Raw genomic sequence first — 23,988 nt, forward strand, 5'->3', positions numbered from 1 at the left:
TCCGAGCTTAATGGTCAGCACTGATCCATTACTGAAAGATTTTATTTAATTCCTTAATGGAGGTTATCATGAAATCGACCATTTCAGTCAAATCCTCCATATGACTTTCATAAATTAAGCGATTAAACTTAATCGTAATTTCATTCTTTATATCACTTTGTTTACTTAATGGATTCGCGTGGACGCATTGTTCAATGGTTCGACCAACACCCCAAATACTATATAAGACACTTTCGATATTTTTAAAATACGATATTTCATTAGGATGTCCACAAACAAATTTTACTGTAACATGACAGCCCGCACGTTTTTCTGATAGTGCCGCTGGGAGGAGTTCAGCGGCAAGGTTTTCAAGTCCAGCTTCAAGAACCCAGATAGCAGTAATTTTCTTACCTCTATTATTACGGTCGACAAATGATATATCGAACTTTCGCTCAAGCTTTGCTAAGTTTATGGTATCGTTTCGGTCGATAACAAGAATCTCGCCTGATAAATCTTTATCATAGACAGCCCCTTCGATCACCACTTTAAGATTTTCGAAAGCAGTTGGATCAAACATTACCAAATTCCTCCCACTATTTATTAAAACAATCCGATTGCATTCCCGTTTTGATCTACATCCATATTTAATGCGGCAGGTTGTTTAGGCAAACCTGGCATCGTCATAACATCACCTGTTAACGCGACAATAAAACCAGCACCTATTGACGGCTTTAGCTCACGAACATGGACAACAAAATCTGAAGGCCTCCCTAATTTTCCAGGATTATCCGACAGTGAGTACTGGGTTTTCGCCATACAAATCGGTATATTTCCCCAGCCGCGCGCTGTAAATTCCTGAATTTGCTTTTGTGCCTTTGCGGAAAACTCAACATCCGCACCACCGTACACCTTTTGAACAATTGTTCGAATTTTAACGTCGATTGGATCGGATAAAAGATATAAAGGCCGGAATCGTGATTCTTCTTTATCTAAAACCTCTAGCAGTGTGTTCGCTAGTTCTACGCCGCCACTGCCACCTTTTTCCCAAACTTCTGTTAAGGCCACCGGGAAGTTATGCTGCCCACAATAAGCCAGTAATTCTTCAATTTCAGCTTCACTATCACTGACAAACCGGTTAATCGCCACGACAAACGGTAATCCGAAGCTCTGAATCGTTTCAACATGCTTTTTTAAATTAGCTAGTCCTCTCGTTAATGCTTGAATATCCTCGAGATGGAGTTCTGATTTTTTCATCCCGCCATGCATTTTTAAAGCACGGATCGTCGCTACGATTACGACAGCCTCAGGTTCAAAACCAGCGCTTCTTGATTTAATATGTAAAAATTTCTCTGCGCCAAGATCAGCACCAAACCCAGCTTCGGTGACAACGTAATCCGCCAATTTAGCGGCTGCTGTTGTCGCGATGATACTATTGCAGCCATGAGCAATATTGGCAAATGGACCGCCATGAATAAATGCAGGAGTGTGTTCAATCGTTTGAACTAAATTAGGTTTAATAGCATCTTTTAATAATAAAGCTAATACTCCCTCGACCCCGAGCTCTCCTACTGTCACTGGTTGTTGGTCGTAATTATAAGCAATAACCATATTTGAAAGACGTCTCTTTAAATCCTCAATATCTGTTGATAAACAAAGAACAGCCATGATTTCCGAAGCAACAGTAATATCGAAACCATCCTCACGCGGGACCCCCTGTGCTGGTCCACCGAGCCCAATAACAACCTTCCTTAGCGCACGATCATTTAAATCTAAAGCTCGTTTCCAGACAATTCTGCGTTGATCAATTCTTAATTCATTGCCTTGCTGGAGATGGTTATCAATTAGTGCTGCAAGGGCATTATTGGCCGTTGTAATCGCATGAATATCTCCTGTAAAATGAAGATTAATATCCTCCATTGGAAGAACTTGAGCATATCCTCCACCGGTGGCTCCGCCTTTAATCCCCATCGTCGGACCTAATGATGGCTCGCGCATCGCAATAACCACTTTTTTCCCTAATGCATGAAGGGCATCGCCAAGTCCAACTGTTACAGTGGATTTTCCTTCACCGGCTGGAGTTGGATTAATCGATGTAACTAAAATGATTTTCCCACTTTTTTTCGTATGTAATTTTGCCAATGCCTCGTTGGAAAGCTTTGCTTTATATTTACCGAACAGTTCGAGGTCATCTTCGGTGAGCCCAATGTTCTTCGCAATTTCAACAATTGGTTTCATTTTTGACTGCTGGGCAATTTCAATATCTGATTTTTGTCTTATTTGTAATGTCATTTTTCAATTCCCCCATGGAGTTATCATGTTAAATTGCTATTTTATTTTACCATTAATTTTGGGTTTCTAATTGAAAATTTATATAAGGTTCACTTTTAATAGGAAAAGATTGAAAATTGATTAGTAATGTCTATATAATAGAAATAATTGAAAATTCGAACTAGGGGATGATGACTTGCCAATAAAAATACCTAAACTCCTACCTGCGAGAGAAATTCTCGAATCTGAAAATATTTTTGTTATGGATGATGAACGGGCTAAACACCAGGATATTCGCCCACTCAATATATTAATTTTAAATTTAATGCCCGAGAAAGAACGCACAGAAGCACAGCTGCTTCGTTTGCTCGGTAACACCTCTTTACAAGTGAATGTTACGTTTTTAAAAACGGCTACCCATGAATCTAAGAATACGAGTAAATACCACTTGGATCAGTTTTATACAACCTTTTCCGAGATCCGGAACCGTAAATATGATGGGATGATTATAACCGGGGCACCTGTTGAACTGTATTCGTTTGAAGAGGTTAATTATTGGGAAGAACTTTCCGAAATCATGGAATGGACAAAAACCAATGTAACTTCGACCCTTCATATTTGTTGGGCAGCACAAGCAGCACTGTTTTACCATTATGGAATCGGAAAATTTGAATTGCCTAGGAAATGTTATGGGTTATTCTCCCACAGAATATATGACAAAAATGAAAAACTATTGCGAGGGTTTGATGATGTGTTTCTTGCCCCACATTCCCGCTATACTGATGTTTCTGCGGAAGCAATCAAGGAATGTAAGCAGCTTAAGCTATTATCAATGTCTGACGAAGCTGGTGCATTCATCATTTCATCCGTTGATGGCAAACAAATTATGGTCACAGGCCATTTAGAATATGATGCGGATACTCTTGCTGAAGAGTATAACCGTGACATAAACAAAGGCTTAGACATTCATGTCCCTGAAAATTATTTTCCAGGAGACAATCCAGAAAATCAACCGGCCAATTTATGGCGCTCTCACGCACATTTATTTTTCTCGAACTGGTTAAATTATTACGTTTATCAAGAAACCCCATATTTGTGGGATTAATAGTTTAAGAGGCTACCAAATGGTTAGCCTCTTATTTTTGTTCATCCATTTTCAATTTTAAACATAAACACCCACAAGAAGGATAATGCTTGCTTAAGATCGGGCGATAACAAATCAAGTGATAATTGTTCCGCTTCCCGTTTGTAGACTCCAAATTCCGCCATTTTAAGGAACCCATTTTCTTTTGCAAGATTGTCAAACTCCCATGGCATCATCGTATTACAAATTACCTGTTCATCATATAATCTACGGAAACTTGATTCCCTTGGTTTTGCTGTTGGGCCAAGTATTCCTACACAAGCAAAACCGCCTTTTTTAACCTTCTGTTTTATTTGTTGCAAGACAGTAAGCGGACTTTCTGTCCACTCCAGCGAATTTATGGCTATAAAAGAATCAAAATGGTGGTCCGGAACTTTGAGCTGGGCAATATCTCCTTTCACAAATTGCAAGGACGGTGAGTGCTCCAAGGCTCTCGCCTTTTCGACCATCTCCTCTGAAACATCAATACCTGTAACACTATAACCAGAGCTAGCCAGTTTATACGAGCCGTAGCCATCCCCACAGCCAAGGTCGCAAACAAGTGCACCTTTTGGGACATATTGCTGAAAAAATGAGACGATATCTTTCCTGCTTCCTGTCTCCCACATTTCACGGCTTTTTGAATGCCAGTTGTTTGCGCGAATATTCCATTGCCTTTCTGCTTCCTCAACCCAAAAAAACTTACTCATTTTATCCCTCGCTTAAGAAATTGAAATATTTTGATTATTCTATAAATAATTCGCCAAAACCAATTTTTTTCCTGTTTGGTTTATAACATTTAAGAACGTGAAACACTAGAAAAAAAAGGAGGAGAGAGAAATGTCAGAAGAAACACTAATTGCCGTTCATCGCAATCATATCGGAGAAATATTGAGTTTCCAAACATCAACGGGAAGAATTATTTCTTATCGCAAAGCGGTCTTCGAGGTCGAGGAAGGAAAAATTCATGGTGTTAACGTCGTTGAAGTCCCGCAAGGTTTAGGCCAATTAACCCCTATTGACGATGTTCCTTTTGAGCAATATCCCATTATTTATTAAAGAAATATTTATAAGCCAGGTTATTGTGCGGACATGGAGGACCTTATTTTCAATGCTCAATAATTAAGCGGACATGGAGGACCTTATTTTCAATGCCAGATCTTTAAGCGGACATGGAGGACCTTATTTTGATGAAATCACCCTTTTTATGAGCATAAGCGGACACAGGATCCGCTATTTATATAAAAACCACTGAATATTGCCCGTTTTTTATCAAATAACGGAACTGATGTCCGCTTAGCCTGCCAAAACAACACTTTTTGTGAAAATAACGGATCTGATGTCCGCAACTGCAACCTAAACCCAACAGCAACCTAAACCGCAACACCAAAACCAAATCATTTGGTTGCATTTTTTTCCATAGGTAACCGAACCCGTAAAAAAGGAGGGGACTCATTCGAGTCGCCTCCTTTCTAATGTTCGGTATCATTATGTTTTTGGACTAATTCTAATGCCTTGCTCCTTTGATCATCATCTTCGAAAAATTGGACTAAGTCACCGATCCGATCAATGGCATCCCAGCTTAAATGATGTTCAATCCCTTCGACATCATGATAAATGTTTTCTTCTTTAACGCCAATAATTCTTAAAAACTGCTCCAGCAATTCATGGCGATATAAAAGGCGTTTCCCGGTCTTTTTCCCTTTTTTTGTTAGGACTAAACCTCTGTATTTTTCATAGACGAGATATTCATCTTTATCAAGTTTCTGTACCATTTTTGTAACGGAAGAGGGATGGACAGAAAGCGCTTCCGCAATATCAGAAACACGAGCGTAGCCTTTCTCTTCAATTAGTTTATAAATTTGTTCAATATAGTCTTCCATACTTGGTGTCGGCATCCGATACCCTCCCAAAATCACTAATCATTGAAAAGTTTACTATAAGTGTAAAAGACTGACAAGGCAATTTGGTCACATCCAAGTCAACTTAACTTATTTAACTTTTTACTGTCCCTTTACGGGGGTTTTATCTGCTTCACTTTCTTTAGCGTCATCAAAGATAAATTTTAAGCGATGATCGTTTCCGTCGAAAGTAATTTTCGCATTAAATGTCTTTTCTTTCCCATTAAATCCTTCAATCACATCTGTAATCCCGTCTTTTAAAAGCTTTTTAATTTGTTGCTGGATGATTGCTTTTCCAAGAACCATTTTTGAAATGGTAAAATTACATTTTGTTTTGTTGTAATTAGAGCAGCCATAAAACGAACCTTTATCCACAATATCTCCATCGCATTTTTTGCAAGGTCCAAGCTTTGTTGCTCTTTTCGACTTCGATTGACGCGGAACAAATCCCTCCTGGTCGGCATCTTTAAAATGCCACTGAGAAGCTTCACTTGATGTGGTATTTATTAAATGAGCAACCATTTTATTCGTTTGCTCCATAAATTGCTTCGGTGAGGCTGATCCTTCAGAAATTTCTTTCAGACGCTGCTCCCATTTTGCCGTCATTTCCGGAGAGGCCAATATTTGATCTCCGACCGCGGCAACAAGGATCTTTGCCTTTGCTGTTGCATAGACAAGATTCTTCTTAACTTCAATATATTTACGGTCTTTTAACATCGTAATAATTCCAGCACGGGTTGCTTCTGTACCTAACCCCTCGGTTTTCATCAAAACCTTTTCTAACTCTTTATCGTCTATGTGCTTCCCTGCCGTTTTCATCAGCGTAATTAACTGTCCTTCCGTATAACGCTTTGGCGGTTGAGTTGCACTTTCCTTAACATTCACTTTTTTAACTGTTCCTTGTTCACCTTGCTCCAAACGAGGCAGCTCAGGTTCGCCATCCTTTTCCTTTTGTGGTGGTAATACCTTACGCCAGCCTTCTTCAAGCTCCACCTTCCCTTTTGAAACAAATTCGGCACGACCATCTACTAAAGTTGTTACAGTTGTGTATTCACTGACAGACTTCCCATAATGTGCTGCAATCAAACTTCTAACAATCATGTCGTATAATTGTTTCTCATCAGGCGACAGTTTCCCGAGATTAGGTACTTGTTCTGTCGGAATAATCGCATAGTGATCGGTTACCTTTTTATCATTTACATAGCGCTTATTTTCGAGGATTGATTGAAAAGGGAGTGGAAATAGCGCTCCATACTCAGGAATGGCTGAAATTTTTTTCAAGGTCTCCGGAAACGTTTCCGCTTCACCTTTCGTTACATGTCTTGAATCTGAACGGGGATAAGAAACAATCCCTTTTTGATACAGCTTTTGTAATACGTCTAAAGTCTTTTTTGGAGGGAATTTAAACTTTCGATTTGCATCAGCTTGAAGGGCAGAAAGATTGTATAAAAGCGGGGGTAAATATTCTTTTTTCTCAGCCTTTACGTCAGCAATTTCTGTTGGTTTTTTTGTGCAAAAAGCAGCGATTTTCTCAGCCATTTCTTTTGACTTTATTCGAGATTCTCCATCCTTTTCCCATTTCCCAGTATATTTTTTGTCGGCAACCTGAAAATGTCCAAGTACCTCCCAAAAAGGTTCAGAGACGAAGTTTTCAATTTCATGCTCCCGTTTTACAATCAAAGCCAGGGTCGGAGTTTGAACCCTGCCTACCGAAAACACATCAGAAAATCCTCTTTTTTGTAAAAGCAAACTATACAAGCGAGAAGCATTCATTCCTACTACCCAGTCAGCGCAGGCTCTTGTATAAGCTTCAAAAAACAGATTACGAGTATCAGACTCAGAAAGGAGCGATTGAAAGCCTTCCTTAATCGCTTTAGGTGTCAGCGAAGAGATCCATAACCGTTGCATAGGTTTAGTGCATTTTGTCAGCCGAAGAATATTACGGATGATTAATTCACCCTCGCGCCCTGCATCTCCCGCGTGAATAATTCCCGTAATTCTTGGGTCATTTAATAGTTTCTTGATAATCGAAAATTGTTTTAGCTTATCCTTTGTCACTTCGTATTGGAACTGAGTTGGAATGATTGGCAGCGTATCTAGTGCCCATTTTTTCCATACTGGATTATATTGTTCCGGTGCAATGAGCTGGCATACATGCCCCACTGCCCAAGTAACAAAAGCGCCATTTGGAAAAATTTCATTTGGCAGTATTTCGATAAACCCTTGCTGCTTTTTCATTTTAAAAACGGAAGCCAGCGTCGATCCTTGATCAGGCTTTTCTGCAATTATGAGTTTCATTCCCGTTTTACTCCTCAACTTCTAGATTCATACTTTCATTGTAAGGATAATTTCCAAACGAAGCAAAACAAATTTGAACAGGGCGGAGTTTCCAAAAGGTTCAAAAAAATCCCCCAATTTACCATTGACAGGTATAATCGGGGGAATAGTTTTAATTCCGTTTAGACCCATCCCAACAATCTTGCTGTTTGTGCAATAACAAAGGTGACAAGGATTGCGATCGACGTAGGAATTAGAAAAGCAAGGAACGTCCATTTTTTATTTTTCGTTTCTTTGTACACATTCACTAATGTCGTCCCACACGGAAAGTGCAATAGTGAAAACAACATCATATTTAAAGCAGTCAGCCATGTCCAGCCATGCTCAATAAAGATTTGTTTCAAATCTTTTATTTCATCTACTTCAATTAAAGCTCCTGTCGATAAATACCCCATCAGGAGGATGGGAAGAACAATTTCATTGGCAGGCAAACCAATAATAAACGCCATTAAAATATAGCCATCTAATCCGAGCGACTGCCCAAAAGGATCTAAGAAGTTAACAATATATAAAAGCAGGCTTTGGTTTCCTACATCAATATTGGCTAAAACCCATGTTAAAATTCCTGCCGGAGCAGCTACTTTTACTGCGCGAATTAACACGGACAATGACCGATTTAACGAAGCTCGGATAACCGTATCAAAAAATTTAGGTTTTCGATACGGAGGGAGCTCAAGCGTGTAATGGGTAGGAACCCCCTTTAATGCCGTTTTCGATAAAAGCCAAGAAACGGCAAAGGTAACGATAATCCCAAACATGACGATTCCCACGATAACTCCCGTCGAAACCAGCGACTTCATTCCTCCCGAAAAACCAGCTGCCATAAATAGCGAAGACAATACAATTAATGTCCCCCAACGACCATTACATGGTACAAAGTTATTCGTTAAAATGGCTAACATTCTTTCTCTTGGTGATTCAATAATTCGCGTAGACATAACTGCGGCTGCATTACAGCCGAATCCCATCGCCATCGTCAAGGATTGTTTACCATGAGCCCCAACGCGTTTGAACAAGCGATCCATATTAAAAGCTACTCGCGGGAGATATCCGTAATTCTCCAGCAAGGCAAAGGCGGGAAAAAATATCGCCATTGGTGGGAGCATTACACTAATAACCCAAGTCGTACCTCGGTAAAGTCCTAATATAAGAAGTCCATGAACCCAATCAGGAGTCCCCAACACTGTAAAGAATTGAGTTAAATACCCCTCAACCCAGCCGAAAAACTGCGCTAATAATGAAGAGGGGATGTTTGCCCCGGCAATCGTTAAATAGAATAAGATCGATAGCATCGTTAACATGATCGGAAAGCCCCATATTTTTGATGTAAAAATCGCATCAAGCTTTTCAGAGTGACGGTCCACTTTGTTGCCTTTGTACGTTACAATGTCAGCCGTAATTTGTTTGCTCTTTTGATAAATTTGCTCAACCATTTTATCGCGCATATCGGTGGAGGATAGGTCATTAGCCTGTTGCAAGAGTCTAGAAAGTCTGTCATTTAGTAGATCAGTATTCTGATAGCTCATCACCATTACCTCCTATAGGTACTGCACTTCGTTTTTTTACCTCATCAATTAACCTCATATCTCCGTCTAATAACCTTAGTGCAAGCCACCTTGCTGGAAAAGTTTCCGCAAAAACCGCTTTAATTTCTTTTTCTAATTGGCTTATCTTAATCTCAGTCTCTTCATCATAGGTTAGTACCGCAGGACTGCAGGAAATGTCACCTGAGATAAGCCGATCAATGGTATCAAGAAGTTGAGCAATTCCTACCCGATTTCGGGCTGACATTTTTATTACAGGAACTCCTAATTTATTCATTAGTAAATGTTCATTAATGGTAATACCGCGTTTTTCTGCTTCATCAATGAGATTCATACAAACAATGACCTTGTCGGTTATCTCTAACACTTGTAAAACAAGATTTAAATTTCGTTCAATCGAGGTTGCATCTACGACAACAAGAGTAATTTCCGGCTTTTCAAATATGATAAAATTCCGAGCAACCTCCTCATCGACGGAGTTCGAAAACAATGAATACGTTCCTGGCAAATCAATGAGACTATACTGGATATTTTTATGAGAAAAGTTCCCCACCTTCATATCGACTGTTTTCCCGGCCCAATTTCCAGTATGCTGCTTTAATCCAGTCAATAGATTAAACAATGTGCTTTTCCCTGTATTCGGATTCCCTGCAAGAGCAATTCGGTATTCATTCTGCATCTTCTATCAGCTCCCCGAAAATTTTTTGGCTTTCTTCCATCCTTAATGCAATCGTTGTATTACTTACTCGAAATGCGGTAGGATCCCCAAGCGGACTTTTCCGGCCAACCTCCACGATCGCTCCCGGTACAAACCCCAGGTCTAATAATCTTCTCCTCATAACACCTTGGATTGACATATGTTCAATTTTAATCAAATCACCTTTTTGGCCATCGAATAAATTAATTTTTTTCACTTTGTCCACAACTATTTCCTCCGGTCTATAATTTTTACCTAGAGCAACTTTTTATTTATATTATGATTTATATTCTCATTTCGTCAATAATTATCTATTTTTTTATAAAAATGTTTATGTAAAATTAGGCTGTTGATTTCCGCTCCAGGTGCTCAGCGACCCAGCGGGGGAGTCCGAGAGCCTCCTCGGCGCAAGCGCCTGTGGGGTCTCCCGTGACACCTTCTCCCGCAGGAGTCTCGCACCTTCCGCTCCAATCAACAGTAGGTTATAATCAATTTTTTCTTTAACAAAGCAAAAATAAAAAAACCGGCGATGCCGGTTTTGTGTGTGGACGAGCTATAGAAATTTTCGAGGTGGGAATTTATTTATTTGATCATTCTTTTGAACAAACCAGTTTTCCTTTGAGACAACGGCAGAAATTATTAAGATAAGCGAAGGGATTTTCTCCACTCTACAAACAATCATACCGATATTTTCATTGATAATCACAAACGAATCTCCGTGGCTAAATTTATCAAGTTCACAGCCAATTTGTAGCAAGGGCGCAACAATCGCATCCCTTTCATCCTTTTCAATGGAAAGATGTGGCGAAAAGCGAATGATCCATTTTTCCTCTTCAATCGAAATGCGGTACATAATCTCACCTCATATGTTTTTCTCCACTAAAAAGTCCGCTGTTCCAATAGCAATTCCTGTATTTATTTCTATTTATATAAACATATGAGGCAAACTTATATTTATGAAAAAACCAGTTTCCGATAAACATTAAATTAACTTTAAATAAGTAAATATAATTATTCTATTTTTTAGATGATATTTCTTACAAACTTCTATTCTCACGAACTCATAAAAGCGTTTACATCCATTGACTGAAGCCATTTGTTCATGTATATTAAAATCATCATTTAGCAGAATATATTTCTGGTTTTGTTAAAATGAGCCGAAGATATGTCTGTTCAATGAGAATACTTATCTTTCACACTAGGGTGTCTTGAAAGGCTTAGGAGGAAATCGCACATGCAAAATGGTAAAGTAAAATGGTTTAATAACGAAAAAGGCTTTGGGTTCATCGAAGTTGAAGGTGGAGAAGATGTATTCGTTCACTTTTCCGCAATCCAAACTGAAGGCTATAAATCTTTAGAAGAAGGCCAAGAAGTTTCATTTGAAATTGTTGAAGGAAACCGTGGGCCACAAGCAGCAAATGTGGTAAAACTATAATTTTTGGCACGATCAAATAGATGGTGACAGGCTGGCGAAAATGCCAGCCTTTTTTGTTGATAAAAAGGTTCACCAAAATAACAACACATGAAGAATGGTTATGATAACTTTTTTCCATAGCTTTTTATTTTTTCACCAACCGTACATTGTGAGATACAAAACCGATGAGCCCCTCTTCTTCCTTTTTCATTTTTAAGATGCTCATACAGAAAACAGCCGGAACAATAACGATTCATCAGCTGTTCAACTTCTGAAAATAATTGCTTTCTTGTCAAAAACCGTTCACACCCTTTATAGCTGTTTAAAGAATTTGCATTTTACTTTGGACCATTTTCCCCGCTATTGCCTGGGTGGCCAATTTATCCGCTTCCTTATTTTCATTTCTTGGTATTGGAGTATATTTCGGTTTAATCGCAAGTTTTTCTAATCTTTGTTCAATCCGATCAAGCCAGCGATTAAGCTGTTCCTCATAGCAAGGCCACTCCCCTTCAAGCTGCTTCAGGACAACCTGTGAATCCCCTTTAAATTCACATGGCATATGATGGACTCCTAATTCTTCAAGGATATTTAAAGCAAAGAAAAACGCAGCATATTCAGCCTCATTATTGGTTTCCATTTCTTCGAATAGTTCATTCACTCGAACCCTGTATTTCTTTTTACCTTGGTGATAATAGATTACGACGCCTAATCCTGCTTTATTCGTTTCTTTTTGAAACCCACCGTCAAAGTAAACAACAATATCAAATGCTTCTTCCTCTGTTTCTGCCAATAATTTGCGAAGTTGTTTAAGATTCCAGTCCGTCCCCAATTCATCATAAAAAGTAAGTTCCAAGGCTTTCCCCGTCTTTTCGAGCTCTTCACCTATTTGTAAAGCTACTTCCCCGCTTACCAGTCCCGAATCAAATTGTACGGGGTCAAGCCCTTTCCCTTTATATTTCCATTCAATTTTATATTTCATTAGTCATCAACCTCTTTATTTTAAAATAATCATTCCTCTTCTTGTATCGGACCGTTTTATGATACACTACCTTTAGTTTACTCTTTTCTGGAGGAATATTACATTGATTGAGGTTTATATTGATGGGGCGAGTGCCGGTAATCCTGGTCCTAGCGGCGCGGGAATCTTTATAAAAGGAAATGGCGTTGTTGAAAAATATTCAATTCCGCTTGGGAATATGAGCAATCATGAAGCAGAATACCATGCTTTTATCAAAGCGTTAGAAATTTGTATAAAAAACGGCTATGAGATTGTTTCTTTTCGAACAGATTCCGAGTTGGTGAACCGTGCAGTTGAAAAGGAATATGTAAAAAATAAGCATTATGCTCCTTTACTTGAAAAAGCACTAACATTATCGAAGCATTTTCAGTTGTTTTTTATGAAATGGATTCCTTCCCGGGAAAACCGTCAAGCGGATGAACTGGCAAGGGAAGCTATCAGAAAAAACAATTAGGCCTAAGACGAGAGGTGCGAAATTTGAAAAAATCATTATATGCGGATTTTTGTTTAATGCTCGTTGCTCTTGTGTGGGGAGCTACATTTGTTTTAGTCCAAAATGCCATCTCACTCCTTCCCCCTTTATCCTTTAATGGGGTTCGTTTTCTATTTGCTGCTATATTGCTTGGCAGCTGGCTTTTCCTTTTTAAAAAGGATCAATTAAAATATTGGAACAAAAGATTACTGTTTTCTGGTTTTTTAATGGGTTTTTGGCTGTTTCTTGGCTATGCTACTCAAACCATGGGCTTATTGTATACAACCTCCTCAAATGCGGGTTTTATTACGGGCTTATCGGTTGTTTTAGTTCCGTTGTTTTCATTATTTTTGTTAAAGCAGCGGCCTGGAGTAAATGCGATTGGCGGCGTTGTCCTTGCGACTTGGGGACTGTATTTGTTAACGATGACCAATTCAATGGCCTTAAACATCGGGGATTTCCTCGTCCTATTGTGTGCGATTAGCTTTGCTTTGCAAATCATTGTCACTGGAAAGTATAGCAGTTCCCACCCATCTTTATTATTAACGGTGGTGCAAATTTCAACGGTTGCGGTGTTGTCTAGCATTTCTGCGTTTCTTTTTGAAGATTGGCAGAGAGCATTTCAAGCGGAGATCTTATTCAATCCTAACGTGATTGCCGCTCTGTTAGTAACTTCCATTTTTGCGACTGCTTTAGCCTTTTTCGCCCAGACTACCTTTCAAAAATATACTACAGCGACAAGGGTCGCGCTCATTTTCGCCCTTGAACCTGTGTTTGCAGCGTTAACTGCTTATTTTTGGGGTGGTGAACGACTATCAGGAAGTGCCATTATAGGGTGTGCGCTTATTTTTGCCGGAATGATTTTATCAGAGTTGCCAATTAAAAAATTATTTTCCATCAGTAAAGATAATCAGGCAGCTAAAAATATTTCTTAAAAATAATAAACGGCTGACCCAATTAAATTGGGTCAGCCGCTTTTATATGGAAATCAGTTCATTTTTTTTAACAAAATTAATCGCATCTTTACGTGACTTGACTTCGTTTTTCATTAATGTTTCTAATAAAGAAATATAAAAGCTTCCCTCAAACTGTCTTTGCGCTTTTAACGTAAGTTCAATTGCGGCAATGACCAGTTCATCTGAAGCATTGGTATAATGTTTACCAAAATATATAAAGCCTACTGCATCTTCTTGAAATTGAAAGCCCTTCCCCAGCAAGAAGCTTATGTATTCATCTACTGTCTGCACTGACTTTATCCTTCCTCTCCTAACAACTAACATCTTTATAATTTTATCTTAAATTTCGACGTTTTTCTACGATTTTTTTCAAGCAAGTATCCAATTGTTCCGGTTGCTACCCCAAATAAAGCTCCACCAATTACTTCCTCCGGCTCATGGCCAAGCATTTCTTTTAATTTTTTTGGTGGCTTTTCCTCGAACTGAACACTTTCATCTTTTTTTATTTTTTCAACTAATTCATCAAGATCGTTTACTCTTAAAGTCAGTTCGCCAGCTTGCTTGCGGACCCCCTGGGCGTCGTACATTACGATTAATCCATATACAAGTGACAAAGCAAAATCAACGGTAGGAAATCCTCTTTTTAAGGCTATATAGGTCGTTAATGAAGTTACACCCGCAGAATGTGAACTTGGCATGCCGCCAGTTTGAAAGAATACTTTTGGGTTCCATTGGCCTGTCTTCATGAAATGGATTGGAATTTTTAAAGCTTGAGCTAGAGTGATGCTCGTTAGGGCGATCGATACACCTTTATTCATTTCTACTCACCTCTTTCATATTGTGAAGAAATATGAGTTGAATTATTCCGAAAGGGAACGATAAATGTGAAGTGGATTATTGCCAATGATTTGGTATTACGAAGGAGGTGGAACGGTTGAGTCGCCATAAAAACCGTGGTACAAAAGCACCTGGTGTTAACCCGCAGGGCTATGGTCAGGATGCTGAGTTTTCTGAAGAGCCAAAGAGCAAGTTGGAAAATGCCGCAAAGAAGACTAACAAAAAATAAAGAAAAAACTGCCGAAAGCCTCGGCAGTTTAATTTCTTTTATCCGGCAAATTGTTGGTCAAAGTCGAGCAAACGATGCAGTCCCCGCATTTCGACCTCTTCAAATTTCGAAATAACTTTGTCTTGGTCTATTTTAAACAGTGCATCCTCCATATTATAGCTAACCGGAACATCACATTTGATTTCGGCAAGCTGTCTGCTTAAGTACAGCATGTCAAGATCTTGCTCAATTTTCGTTTTTTGCGATTTTGAGATTTGGTGGAGATTTGCAACAATCCCCTCGACATCCTCAAACTGAGTAAGCAGCTTTAACGCGGTTTTCTCACCGATTCCTTTAACACCTGGATAATTATCACTTGGGTCGCCCATTAGCGCCTTTAAATCAATCATTTGCTTAGGGGTAATGCCTTTTTCCTCAAAAAACGTGTCTTTGGAATGGACTAAATAGTTTCCGAATCCTTTTTTCATTAAAATAACAAAAATATTGTTATCTAGAAGCTGCAGGATATCCTGGTCACCTGTTAAAATGTGGACGTTTGTTTGTTCACTTACACTACGAGCAATCGTGCCAATACAATCATCTGCCTCAAACCCACTGATTCCAATATTCGGTATATCAAATGAAGAAACGACTTCCTTAACCAAGTCAAATTGTGGAATCAATTCCACTGGCGCATCAGAACGATTCGCCTTATATTCGGGAAACATTTCGGTACGAAAGGTTTTACTGCCCATGTCCCAACAAACCGCTACATGTGATGGCTTAAACTTCGAAACGGCTGTTAAAAAGTGTTTTACAAACCCATTAACACCATTTGTAGGAATACCTTTTGAATTAATCATAAATTGTCCTGTAACGGCTGTTGCAAAGTATGCTCGAAATAATAATGCCATACCGTCGACAAGCATTAAATTAGGTTTATTGTTTTGCATGGATGTACCTCCAATTAATGAATAGCAAAGTTTATTATATCATGTTTGCTATAATCATTAGACTGGAAATTTCCTTTCTTTTTCTAATTTACGATGTAATACCTCTCCGATACGCTTCATGCCCTCAATGATTTTGTCTTTAGGCATATTCGAATAATTTAAACGTAAAGCATTTTTCTTTGTTCCATTCGGAAAAAATGGGGCACCAGGAACAAACGCAACATTATTTTCCAAACATTCAGCGAATAATTGCCCCGAATCTACAGAATCAGGAAGCTCAATCCAAATAAATAATCCACCTTCCGGCTTACTGTAAGACAAATGCTTTGGAAAAAATTCTTCAATACAAGATAACATAACCGTACATCTTTCTTTATAGACAGCTTTGATTTTATTAATGTGCTCTTCGATATCGTAAAGTTCCATATACTTTGCTGTAATTCTTTGAGCAAAGCTATCAGTGTGCAAGTCAGCTATTTGCTTAAAAGCAACGTACTTATCAATGAAAGAATCGTCTGCACATATCCATCCAAGTCGAAGGCCAGGAGTAAAAATCTTTGAGAACGTACTCATATAAATTACTCTACCCTCTGTGTCGAAATGTTTTACAGGTGGGAGTGCGTCTCCAGCAAATCTTACAGCCCCATAGGGATTATCCTCTATAATCAGTACATCATATTGATTAGCAAGCTCAATCATTCTTTTTCGTCTTTCGAGTTTTAATGTGCGACCTGTAGGGTTTTGGAAATCTGGAATCGTATAGATAAATTTTGTGTTAGGATATTCTTGCAACTTTTTCTCCAGCTCTTCCATAACCATTCCATCATCATCCATCGCTACTTCAACAAATTTGGCATTATATGACTTGAATGCATTTATTGCTGCAAGATAGGTTGGGCTTTCACAAATAATAATATCTCCCTCATTGATAAATAATCTTCCGGTGAGGTCGATTGCTTGCTGGGATCCTGATGTGATAAGAATATTTTCAACAGTCGTGTTGATCCCAATGGATTTCATTCTTTGACTAATAGCTTCCCTTAAAGGAATATATCCTTCCGTTGTACTATATTGAAGAGAAGCCGCACCTTCTTTATTCAATACAGCGTTGCATGCAATCTTAAGAGCGTCTACTGGAAACAACTCTGGTGCTGGCAGACCTCCCGCAAAAGAAATAACTTCTGGTCTTTCTGTTACTTTTAATATTTCACGTGTCTCAGAAGGTTTTACTAAACGAGCTCTCTCAGCATATTTATTTTTCATTTAAAACTACCCCTTTTTTATTTTTTACCATTTTCCTTACTCTGATCGCTACCTGCCCAAATAGTTTGAATCATCATAACACGCACAAAAAAGCCATACAATATTATAATTGTATGGCGAACAATATTAGGTAAGGTCGTTTAGCAAACGTTTAAGAATCATCAATCCTTGCTCAAGCTCTTTGATCGTTTTTGGTGCACAGACAGAAACCCTTACAGCACGCTCTGGACAACTATTTCCAACTACAAAACGTTCAGCCGCATACACTTGTACCCCCTGTTGTGCAGCTAACGTTTCAAATTCAGCACCTGTAATCTTGCCTGGTAATAGCAGCCAACGAAAGATGCCTGTCTCATCACCCTGGCACGTATAGTCTGCCAAATATTGATTTACGAGTTGGTTTCTGAGAATGGTTTGCTGCCGATGACCCTCAATTAAGACTTCAAGTTGATTTGATACAATCGTTCGTGCTGCCAGTTCTGCTAATAGCGGGGACACTGTTATATTTAAGTTATAAAGTGCCTTTGAAATCTTCTCCTTGAATTGACTCGGCACGGCTATATAGGCTAGTCGTAACCCTGGTGCTAAGACTTTCGATAAACTTGCAATATAGATGACCTGTTCCGGGGCAAATGATGCGACTGCCGGAAGTGGTTGTTTGTTTAGAAGATGATACGATGCATCTTCAATAATGAACTGATTATACTTTTTGGCAATGGCTGCAATCATTTTTCGATTCTTAACAGACATAAAGGAAGCTGTCGGATTATGATAATCTGGGATCAAGTAAATGCCTTTAATATTTTCATTTTTACACGCATATTCAAAGGATGTTGGACTCATTTCATCGTTCTCTGCTTTTATTGGTACGATTTGCACACTAAGCATTGCGGCAACCGTTTTTAAGCCAGGGTACGTATGCTGGTCAACACCAATGCGGTCTCCAGGCTGACAAAGACTTGCCAATGTAGCAGCAATCGCATTTTGCCCCCCATTTGCAAATAAAATGTGATCAGCGGTTGTTTCAAACCTACCTCTTCGGATTAGCTTTATTGCAGCATCCTTTTGCCAAAGGTTTTCGCCAGACCGACCATAACCAAACCATTTTTGATAATCCGTGTCTTGAAGCATACTTTTTAATTGGAGTAGCAGTGGCTCGTAAGAAGCATTATCTGGTAGTGTAGCTCCCATTTCAATTAAATGCTTCGATTTTGTATCCTGAAGTAAATACACATTCGATAACGCATCATACGATACAAATGTGCCACTGCCGACAGCTGCACTTAGCAAGCCCTTTAACTCACAAACTTTAAAAGCCTTTGATATGGTACTTAAATTTAAATCCAAATAGTCGGCCAATTCTCGCTGAGGAGGAAGTTTTGTTCCAGGTAATAGAACTCCGTTTAAGATATCCTGTTCCAATTGCCGTGCGAGTGCTTGATAAATAGGCTTTTGAGTTTTATCAATCAATGGCCTCCAGCTCATCGGATAGTTTTCGAAAGAATTAATCGGCATGATAAGCTTCCTTTTTCAGACAATTTTTTAATATATGTACATCGTTAATTATATGCTTTGGACCGTTTATTGTACTAACCACTTTAATAGCATTTCTTCACAATCTTATTTTCCACATTAATATCATTTTTGCTTCGGTAGCCGTAAGAAAGTTAGATGATCGGGCGGACACAGAGGACCTTATTTTGATACATTCCTGCTTTTTATTGCAATTAAAGGACACAGAGTTTCTTATTTATGACTAAACAAGTGAATAATCAGCATTTATTCACAAATAAAGAATCTGGTGTCCGCTAACCTCTCTAAAAGCACATTTTTTATCAAAATAACAGATTATATGTCCGCTCATATAAAGAAACCACTTTACCTGCACTCCAAGGTAAAAAAATGACGTATGCCAAAAACATACGTCATTTTCTCTAATTCACATGATTATTTTCCGGTATGAACCTCATTTTCATCATAGGAAATCCAATCACTAAAGCTGCCGACATACAGCCTTACATTTTCATAACCGGCTTCTTTAAGCGCAATAAAATTGGGGGTCGCTGTTACACCTGAGCCGCAATAAACGATTAAAGGCTGCTGTTTGGAATATTCCTCAAACCGCTTTTCCTGTTCTGAAGCAGTTTTGTAAAATCCTTTTTCCAAGCCCTCGACCCAATTCTTATTAACCGCACCAGGAATGTGCCCTGCTTTCTTATCGATTGGTTCTTCAATGCCTTGAAATCTTTTTGGATCGCGTGAATCGATCAACACAATCTCACCATTGTTGTCTGAAACCACTTGTTTGACATCTTGAAAGGATGCGATAATATCTTGATTAATTTGAACGTCAAAGGAAGCGGCTGGGTAAGACGGTATTTCATTATCAACTGGGTATCCTGCTTCTTTCCATGCCGCATAGCCTCCATTTAATACGGCCACTTTCCCGTGACCAAGATAGTTTAACAGCCAGTATAACCTTGCCGCAAAGGCTCCGTCTCCTTGATCATAAGCAATGACTGTCGTATCTGAATCAATCCCAGCCTGTTCAAGTTTGCCCTTGAGCTCGTTAATATCTGGCAATGGATGCCTTCCGCCATGGTCTGTTACAGGAGCAGATAGATCATGTTCGAGGTGCAAGTAAACCGCCCCGGATATGTGATCAGCTAAGTATTCCTTCTTTCCTTCATCCGGTTTGCCGAGATAAAACCGGCAATCTACAACCCTAACTTTAGGATCGGATAAATGTTGCTTCAACCACTCGTTATCGACTATTGCTCTCACGATACTTGCCCTCCTTGATCTTTGGCCCCTTTTTCCATTAACCTCTGAACATGTTCCTTCGGTGTCCAGCATTGGAATTGATAGTTGGGCTGGGTACTATAGCCCAGCCTGCCGCAGAAGTACTTCATCCCTATTTGCTTTTTTTCCATTTTAAAATGAACACATGTTGCACAAGCATGAAAACGATTGTTCATGGCTCCCCCTAATTGAAAACACGAGAGTATTCTAGTAACAAAGATTAGTTAAAATGCCTGATTTGCTTATCCACTTCCAATAATGTTTCAATTGGAAACTCATCGCTAAGAGAGGCAATCACACCTTCATAATATTCATCAATTTGCTCAGAAATATGGGTAATCATTTTAGCCGTTTCCTGTTCAAGGGCACTAATATAAAAAGCCTTTACTTGCTCCCCTTCAAATTGCAAGTAATCGTCTGCAGGGGTTCCGAGCACCGTTTCAAGCTCTTCTTGCATCAATTTTTTCTCATTCTTTTCGAAGAAGGATTTTGCATTTTTAAAGAAAGAAAGTGCCTTTTGGAACATCTTCATATCTAAAGATTGGAAGGCAGTTTCAACCTTCAGACCGTCCATTTTTTGTGACTCAAACGGAGAAAAAGATAGACCCTCATTCTTTTCCCGTAGTTCCTCAGTAAGGTGCTGATAGCGATCCTTTAATATTTTTCCGATGAAGGCCTCTAATCTTAACGTAGTGGCTCTTATCTCTTGGGAAAAGTCAAACCCAATGGATTCGATTAATTCCTGCAATGCCATTTGCAGCGCTTTTTTCATATTGCGACCGTCTTCCTTCAACACGGCCGGACTGAACGATTCTTTAAAAAAGTCACCAAAGCGGAAAAAGACTCTTTGCTTAATATAGTAGAGAAGTTCATCTGCTTCTTGGGTTAACCGCTTCTTCAAGAAGGCATCCGATTGTTCGCCAATGAATTTGTGCATTTCTTCATGCTCGCTAATCGCCGCTAAACGTTTTGCCTCTTTTACTGATTTATCTTCCTGAGCAGATGAAATCATTTGGTTTAAAATTTGAACAGCACGGGCATGTTCTGCCTTAGCTGCATCGACTACCATTTCCTTCAAATCTCCGGAAATAAAATGGTAGAAGGCATTTTCGAACTGTTCAATCCGTGAAGCATTAGAGCTTAGCTGCCCTAGTTTTTCCTGAATCGCCAGTAAACTCGAAATCGCAAACATGTTTGGCTTTCTTATTCCATAACCAACCAATTGATCTTTAACATATTCAATAACGGTTGACATTTCTTCCTCACTATTGGCCAAATCAATCGCATTAATAATAAAGAACATTTTATCGAGCTCAAAGGTATCCTTTACCCGGCCTAATTGAATTAAGAATTCACGGTCAGCCTTTGAAAAGGCATGATTGTAATACGTTACAAAGAGAATGGCATCTGAACTTTTAATGTATTCAAAAGCAACATTGGTATGGCGGGCATTGATTGAATCAGCCCCTGGAGTATCTACCAAAGTGATTCCTTCTCTTGTTAACGGACAATCAAAGTAAACATCAATCCATTCTACTAAACATGACTTTTCTTCCAAAGCCACAAAATCACGAAATGCTGCTAAATCTGTTTCTATTATTTGACCAAGACGAGATTCATAGTTGCTGTAGCCATTATAGAATGCTCTTAAAAAGGCATAATGGACCTTGCTATAGGCATCTAAATGTTCCTCTGTCCCTAATACTTTTTCAATCGCAGATAAAGCTGCTGCAAAATGGGCCGCATCAAAATCAAAAACTTCCAATGATCGTCTTACATCATCGAGGAGCACTTCTGGATTTTTTAGTTTAACTAACACCGTTCCATGCGGGTGACTCTCATCGACTGGCTTTATTCTATTAATGGCTGCTGTTGTAGGGTTTGGTGAAACAGGCAAGATTTTTTCGCCAATCAAAGCGTTAGCGAACGAAGACTTTCCTGCACTGAAGGCTCCGAACAAGGCAACCGTAAATTGTTGACTTTCCAGACGTTCCGCTCTTACCTTTAATTCAGCTGAAATCTTATCCAATCCGGGAATGGAATGAATACTTTGTCCTGAAAACCGCAGGTGTGAAACGATTTTCTCCACTTGCTGTTTAGAAATGACAGTTGTTGAGTCTGATTGTGGTAGCTCAATTAATATAGAAGAATCTGTTTTTTGTTCCTTTGCTTCAGCATCTTCCAATGAATTACGAACCACTTCTACTTCCTCTTCTGAATCGTTTGAAATCGCTTCGGCTAATTGTGAGAATACTGTTAAATCCATTTGTTCATTTAATGCTCGTTCAATTGTCTTAGCGATCTGTTCATGATGCGAGAAAAAGGAGTCTAATTGAATGAGAGCAGCTTGAAATTCACTTAATTCGGCAAGCTCCGCCTTTAACTTGCTCACTGCAATAGAATTTTTCTTAGTTAATTCCTGAAGGTAAAGCGCCTTCATTTCGGCCATGCTATTTCTCGAAAGCCTTTTAATTGAATTCGCTACATCATTCGTATAATTAAGAACATATTCACCAGAAAGTCTCGCCCCTGGCTTTAAATTCTTTTCAAGAAGTTCATCGTCTAAGTTAACTTTAACTGATTGGGCGGCTTCAATTAATTCAGGCTGTTCAGTACCGCTTTCCTTTAATGTTTTAAGCGCAAATTCCCGCAAATGCCACTCGATTTGCGACTTCACTCTTTCGGATAAATCTTGAAATAAACGTTCACGTCTTTGTTGTCTTTCTTGTTCGGTTTTATTTTTGGCAAAAAAGAGACCGACTTTGAAATCAGACTGATTCGCTTCTATATAGGATTGTGCCAACTCCCTTGTTTGAAAAGGCATAATGTAAGCATTATCTAAGATGCTGTCAATTTCCTCATTAAAGGCTTGGCCCGCCTCTTCAACAGCCTTCGCCATGTCTTGAAGTGCATTTTCAACTTGAGCAATCCGATTCTGTAAATTGTCGCGTTCTTCCTCGCTCATCGCAGAAAGCTGTTCTTCAAGTGTGCTGATTTTTTCTTCATCACGTTCTTTGATCATTTTTAAGTGGTCAGCTGTTAATTTAACGAGCGACTGATAGATTGTGTTCGGAAGACTTTCCTCACGAGCCGCAATTTTTGCATGGAGCTGCCCTTGTAAATCAGCAAATTGGTTTTCTGGATGATCCGGGTCTTTTAAAGTAGTGTAGAAAATTTGCTCAGGTCTTACTCCCCAAGAAGCAAATGATTGCGATACACTTTCCTTAAAATCAGCAAAGCTTAATTCTTCATCTCGGTGTTTATCGATTTGATTAATGACTAAACATAATTGTTTCCCTGCCTGGGTTAATTCCTTTGTAAAAAGGAAATTGACTTCGGATTGGACATGATTATAGTCCATCACGTAAAAAATAAGATCTGCTAAATGAAGTGCTGACTCGGTTGCAATCCGGTGCGCATCATCAGTGGAATCAATCCCCGGTGTATCCATGATCATAACGTTGTTCGGCAGACTTGCATTTTTATGGCTAATTTCAACGGCTTCGATTTCGTCGCCATCTTTACAATATGTTTTTACTTTTTCATAATCATAAGGAGCTAAGTAAACTCTCGGCTTCCCTTTTTTGAAAATTACCTTTGCATATTCTTCTCCGGTTTTCACCTTGACAAGATTCGCACTCGTTGGAATCGGACTTGATGGAAGCAGGTTATCCCCTATTAACCTGTTAATCATCGTCGATTTCCCAGCCGAAAAATGACCACAAAATGCAATCGAAAATTCACTTTGTTTTAATTTCTTTGCTAACTGCTCTGCTCTTGAAGCTGTTTGTTCATCATCGTTTTGTTTAAAAAGATCGTATAAAGCAGCAACCTTTCCAAGTAAAGTTTGCTCTTTTTGTTTGACAATTTGTACCATACTTATACCCCTTGCCCCCTAATTTTCTTTATCACATTATTTTATCAGACTTTTCTAACATTTCCTATATAAATGCATTTTCATTGAAAAAATAAAAACCCAGGCTTTTGACCTAGGCGAAAGATAAAGAAAATTATTTTATTTGTGATGGTTTGGCAACATGATTTAATACATATTTAATCATGAATGAATAGCCAACTATAGTTGATAAGATAATTACTGATAGCATATGTAACACCACCTTAGGTGAATGTGAATGATAATGATTTTCATTTATTATATTAGCACGAGTGATAAACATTTTCAATGAACTTTATCACACTTAATAATTTATTT

At 38.8% G+C, this 23,988-nt stretch carries 25 protein-coding genes; 6 read left to right on the plus strand and 19 right to left on the minus strand.

The window, feature by feature from the left end; genetic code table 11:
• Positions 1–28: 28 nt before the first annotated feature.
• A complete protein-coding gene (locus tag ACI48O_RS14875; protein ID WP_435562612.1) occupies positions 29–559 on the minus strand; it encodes a hypothetical protein in 531 nt (176 codons plus the stop codon).
• A gap of 23 nt (positions 560–582) precedes the next feature.
• A complete protein-coding gene (locus tag ACI48O_RS14880; RefSeq protein WP_435562613.1) occupies positions 583–2,271 on the minus strand; it encodes a formate--tetrahydrofolate ligase in 1,689 nt (562 codons plus the stop codon).
• 175 nt (positions 2,272–2,446) lie between these two features.
• Here ACI48O_RS14880 and metA point away from each other — a divergent pair, with 175 nt between their 5' ends.
• Complete coding sequence (gene metA, locus ACI48O_RS14885; protein WP_435562614.1) at positions 2,447–3,355, plus strand: homoserine O-acetyltransferase MetA; 909 nt, start codon at positions 2,447–2,449, stop codon at positions 3,353–3,355.
• Positions 3,356–3,396: 41 nt separating this feature from the next.
• Here metA and ACI48O_RS14890 read toward each other — a convergent pair whose 3' ends face one another.
• Complete coding sequence (locus ACI48O_RS14890) at positions 3,397–4,083, minus strand: class I SAM-dependent methyltransferase (protein WP_435562615.1); 687 nt, start codon at positions 4,081–4,083, stop codon at positions 3,397–3,399.
• A 130-nt stretch (positions 4,084–4,213) separates the two neighbouring features.
• Here ACI48O_RS14890 and ACI48O_RS14895 point away from each other — a divergent pair, with 130 nt between their 5' ends.
• On the plus strand, positions 4,214–4,432 hold the full coding sequence (locus ACI48O_RS14895; protein ID WP_435562616.1) for a DUF3892 domain-containing protein: 219 nt from the start codon (positions 4,214–4,216) through the stop codon (positions 4,430–4,432).
• A gap of 413 nt (positions 4,433–4,845) precedes the next feature.
• On the opposite strand, the gene mntR is transcribed toward ACI48O_RS14895, so the two are convergent.
• From mntR to ACI48O_RS14925, 6 genes are all read right to left on the minus strand, one after another.
• Entirely contained in the window at positions 4,846–5,271 is a 426-nt protein-coding gene (gene mntR / locus ACI48O_RS14900) for a transcriptional regulator MntR (protein WP_435562617.1), read from the minus strand.
• Between the two features lie 105 nt (positions 5,272–5,376).
• Complete coding sequence (locus ACI48O_RS14905; protein WP_435562618.1) at positions 5,377–7,572, minus strand: DNA topoisomerase III; 2,196 nt, start codon at positions 7,570–7,572, stop codon at positions 5,377–5,379.
• A gap of 161 nt (positions 7,573–7,733) precedes the next feature.
• Positions 7,734–9,137: a nucleoside recognition domain-containing protein gene (locus ACI48O_RS14910; RefSeq protein ID WP_435562619.1), complete on the minus strand. Its 1,404-nt coding sequence runs from the start codon at positions 9,135–9,137 to the stop codon at positions 7,734–7,736.
• On the minus strand, positions 9,118–9,834 hold the full coding sequence (locus ACI48O_RS14915) for a FeoB small GTPase domain-containing protein (protein ID WP_435562620.1): 717 nt from the start codon (positions 9,832–9,834) through the stop codon (positions 9,118–9,120). Before ACI48O_RS14915 ends, ACI48O_RS14910 begins: the two co-directional genes overlap by 20 nt.
• Positions 9,824–10,078, minus strand: a complete 255-nt coding sequence (locus ACI48O_RS14920) for a FeoA family protein (protein WP_435562621.1) — start codon at positions 10,076–10,078, stop codon at positions 9,824–9,826. Before ACI48O_RS14920 ends, ACI48O_RS14915 begins: the two co-directional genes overlap by 11 nt.
• 327 nt (positions 10,079–10,405) lie before the next feature.
• Positions 10,406–10,705 carry a hypothetical protein gene (locus ACI48O_RS14925; RefSeq protein WP_435562622.1) on the minus strand — a complete coding sequence of 100 codons (300 nt, stop codon included), beginning with the start codon at positions 10,703–10,705 and terminating at the stop codon, positions 10,406–10,408.
• 381 nt (positions 10,706–11,086) lie between these two features.
• Here ACI48O_RS14925 and cspD point away from each other — a divergent pair, with 381 nt between their 5' ends.
• Positions 11,087–11,287: a cold-shock protein CspD gene (cspD, locus tag ACI48O_RS14930; protein WP_435562623.1), complete on the plus strand. Its 201-nt coding sequence runs from the start codon at positions 11,087–11,089 to the stop codon at positions 11,285–11,287.
• 98 nt (positions 11,288–11,385) lie between these two features.
• On the opposite strand, the gene ACI48O_RS14935 is transcribed toward cspD, so the two are convergent.
• Both ACI48O_RS14935 and ACI48O_RS14940 read right to left on the minus strand, forming a co-directional pair.
• Positions 11,386–11,562, minus strand: a complete 177-nt coding sequence (locus ACI48O_RS14935; RefSeq protein ID WP_435562624.1) for a zinc-finger domain-containing protein — start codon at positions 11,560–11,562, stop codon at positions 11,386–11,388.
• A gap of 26 nt (positions 11,563–11,588) precedes the next feature.
• Entirely contained in the window at positions 11,589–12,245 is a 657-nt protein-coding gene (locus ACI48O_RS14940) for a reverse transcriptase-like protein (protein WP_435562625.1), read from the minus strand.
• A 103-nt stretch (positions 12,246–12,348) separates the two neighbouring features.
• Here ACI48O_RS14940 and ACI48O_RS14945 point away from each other — a divergent pair, with 103 nt between their 5' ends.
• Positions 12,349–12,738, plus strand: coding sequence for a reverse transcriptase-like protein (locus tag ACI48O_RS14945; RefSeq protein WP_435562626.1), 390 nt, complete (start codon positions 12,349–12,351; stop codon positions 12,736–12,738).
• A 23-nt stretch (positions 12,739–12,761) separates the two neighbouring features.
• Positions 12,762–13,691, plus strand: coding sequence for a DMT family transporter (locus ACI48O_RS14950; RefSeq protein WP_435562627.1), 930 nt, complete (start codon positions 12,762–12,764; stop codon positions 13,689–13,691).
• A gap of 42 nt (positions 13,692–13,733) precedes the next feature.
• Here ACI48O_RS14950 and ACI48O_RS14955 read toward each other — a convergent pair whose 3' ends face one another.
• Together ACI48O_RS14955 and ACI48O_RS14960 are read right to left on the minus strand one after the other, a co-directional pair.
• Positions 13,734–14,003: a DUF6123 family protein gene (locus ACI48O_RS14955; protein ID WP_435562628.1), complete on the minus strand. Its 270-nt coding sequence runs from the start codon at positions 14,001–14,003 to the stop codon at positions 13,734–13,736.
• A gap of 35 nt (positions 14,004–14,038) precedes the next feature.
• Complete coding sequence (locus tag ACI48O_RS14960; protein ID WP_435562629.1) at positions 14,039–14,530, minus strand: divergent PAP2 family protein; 492 nt, start codon at positions 14,528–14,530, stop codon at positions 14,039–14,041.
• 116 nt (positions 14,531–14,646) lie between these two features.
• On the opposite strand from ACI48O_RS14960, the gene sspL reads away from it, so the two are divergent.
• Positions 14,647–14,778 carry a small, acid-soluble spore protein L gene (gene sspL, locus ACI48O_RS14965; protein ID WP_435562630.1) on the plus strand — a complete coding sequence of 44 codons (132 nt, stop codon included), beginning with the start codon at positions 14,647–14,649 and terminating at the stop codon, positions 14,776–14,778.
• A gap of 38 nt (positions 14,779–14,816) precedes the next feature.
• Here the strand turns inward: sspL and ACI48O_RS14970 are convergent, their stop codons facing one another.
• The 6 genes from ACI48O_RS14970 to ACI48O_RS14995 all read right to left on the minus strand — a co-directional run bounded on the left by ACI48O_RS14970 (position 14,817) and on the right by ACI48O_RS14995 (position 23,652).
• Positions 14,817–15,710, minus strand: a complete 894-nt coding sequence (locus ACI48O_RS14970) for a 5'-3' exonuclease (protein ID WP_435562631.1) — start codon at positions 15,708–15,710, stop codon at positions 14,817–14,819.
• A 57-nt stretch (positions 15,711–15,767) separates the two neighbouring features.
• Positions 15,768–16,973, minus strand: a complete 1,206-nt coding sequence (locus ACI48O_RS14975; RefSeq protein WP_435562632.1) for an aminotransferase-like domain-containing protein — start codon at positions 16,971–16,973, stop codon at positions 15,768–15,770.
• Between the two features lie 126 nt (positions 16,974–17,099).
• Positions 17,100–18,488, minus strand: coding sequence for an aminotransferase-like domain-containing protein (locus ACI48O_RS14980; RefSeq protein WP_435562633.1), 1,389 nt, complete (start codon positions 18,486–18,488; stop codon positions 17,100–17,102).
• A 432-nt stretch (positions 18,489–18,920) separates the two neighbouring features.
• Entirely contained in the window at positions 18,921–19,757 is an 837-nt protein-coding gene (locus ACI48O_RS14985) for a sulfurtransferase (RefSeq protein ID WP_435562634.1), read from the minus strand.
• Positions 19,754–19,951 carry a hypothetical protein gene (locus tag ACI48O_RS14990; protein WP_435562635.1) on the minus strand — a complete coding sequence of 66 codons (198 nt, stop codon included), beginning with the start codon at positions 19,949–19,951 and terminating at the stop codon, positions 19,754–19,756. The genes ACI48O_RS14985 and ACI48O_RS14990 overlap by 4 nt, the downstream gene beginning before the upstream one ends.
• 44 nt (positions 19,952–19,995) lie before the next feature.
• The gene (locus tag ACI48O_RS14995) at positions 19,996–23,652 is read right to left on the minus strand and encodes a dynamin family protein (protein WP_435562636.1); all 3,657 of its coding nucleotides are present in this window, start codon (positions 23,650–23,652) and stop codon (positions 19,996–19,998) included.
• Positions 23,653–23,988 lie beyond the last annotated feature (336 nt).

It is taken from the genome of Neobacillus terrisolis, from assembly GCF_051233475.1.
Taxonomy (GTDB): domain Bacteria; phylum Bacillota; class Bacilli; order Bacillales; family Cytobacillaceae; genus Bacillus_BU.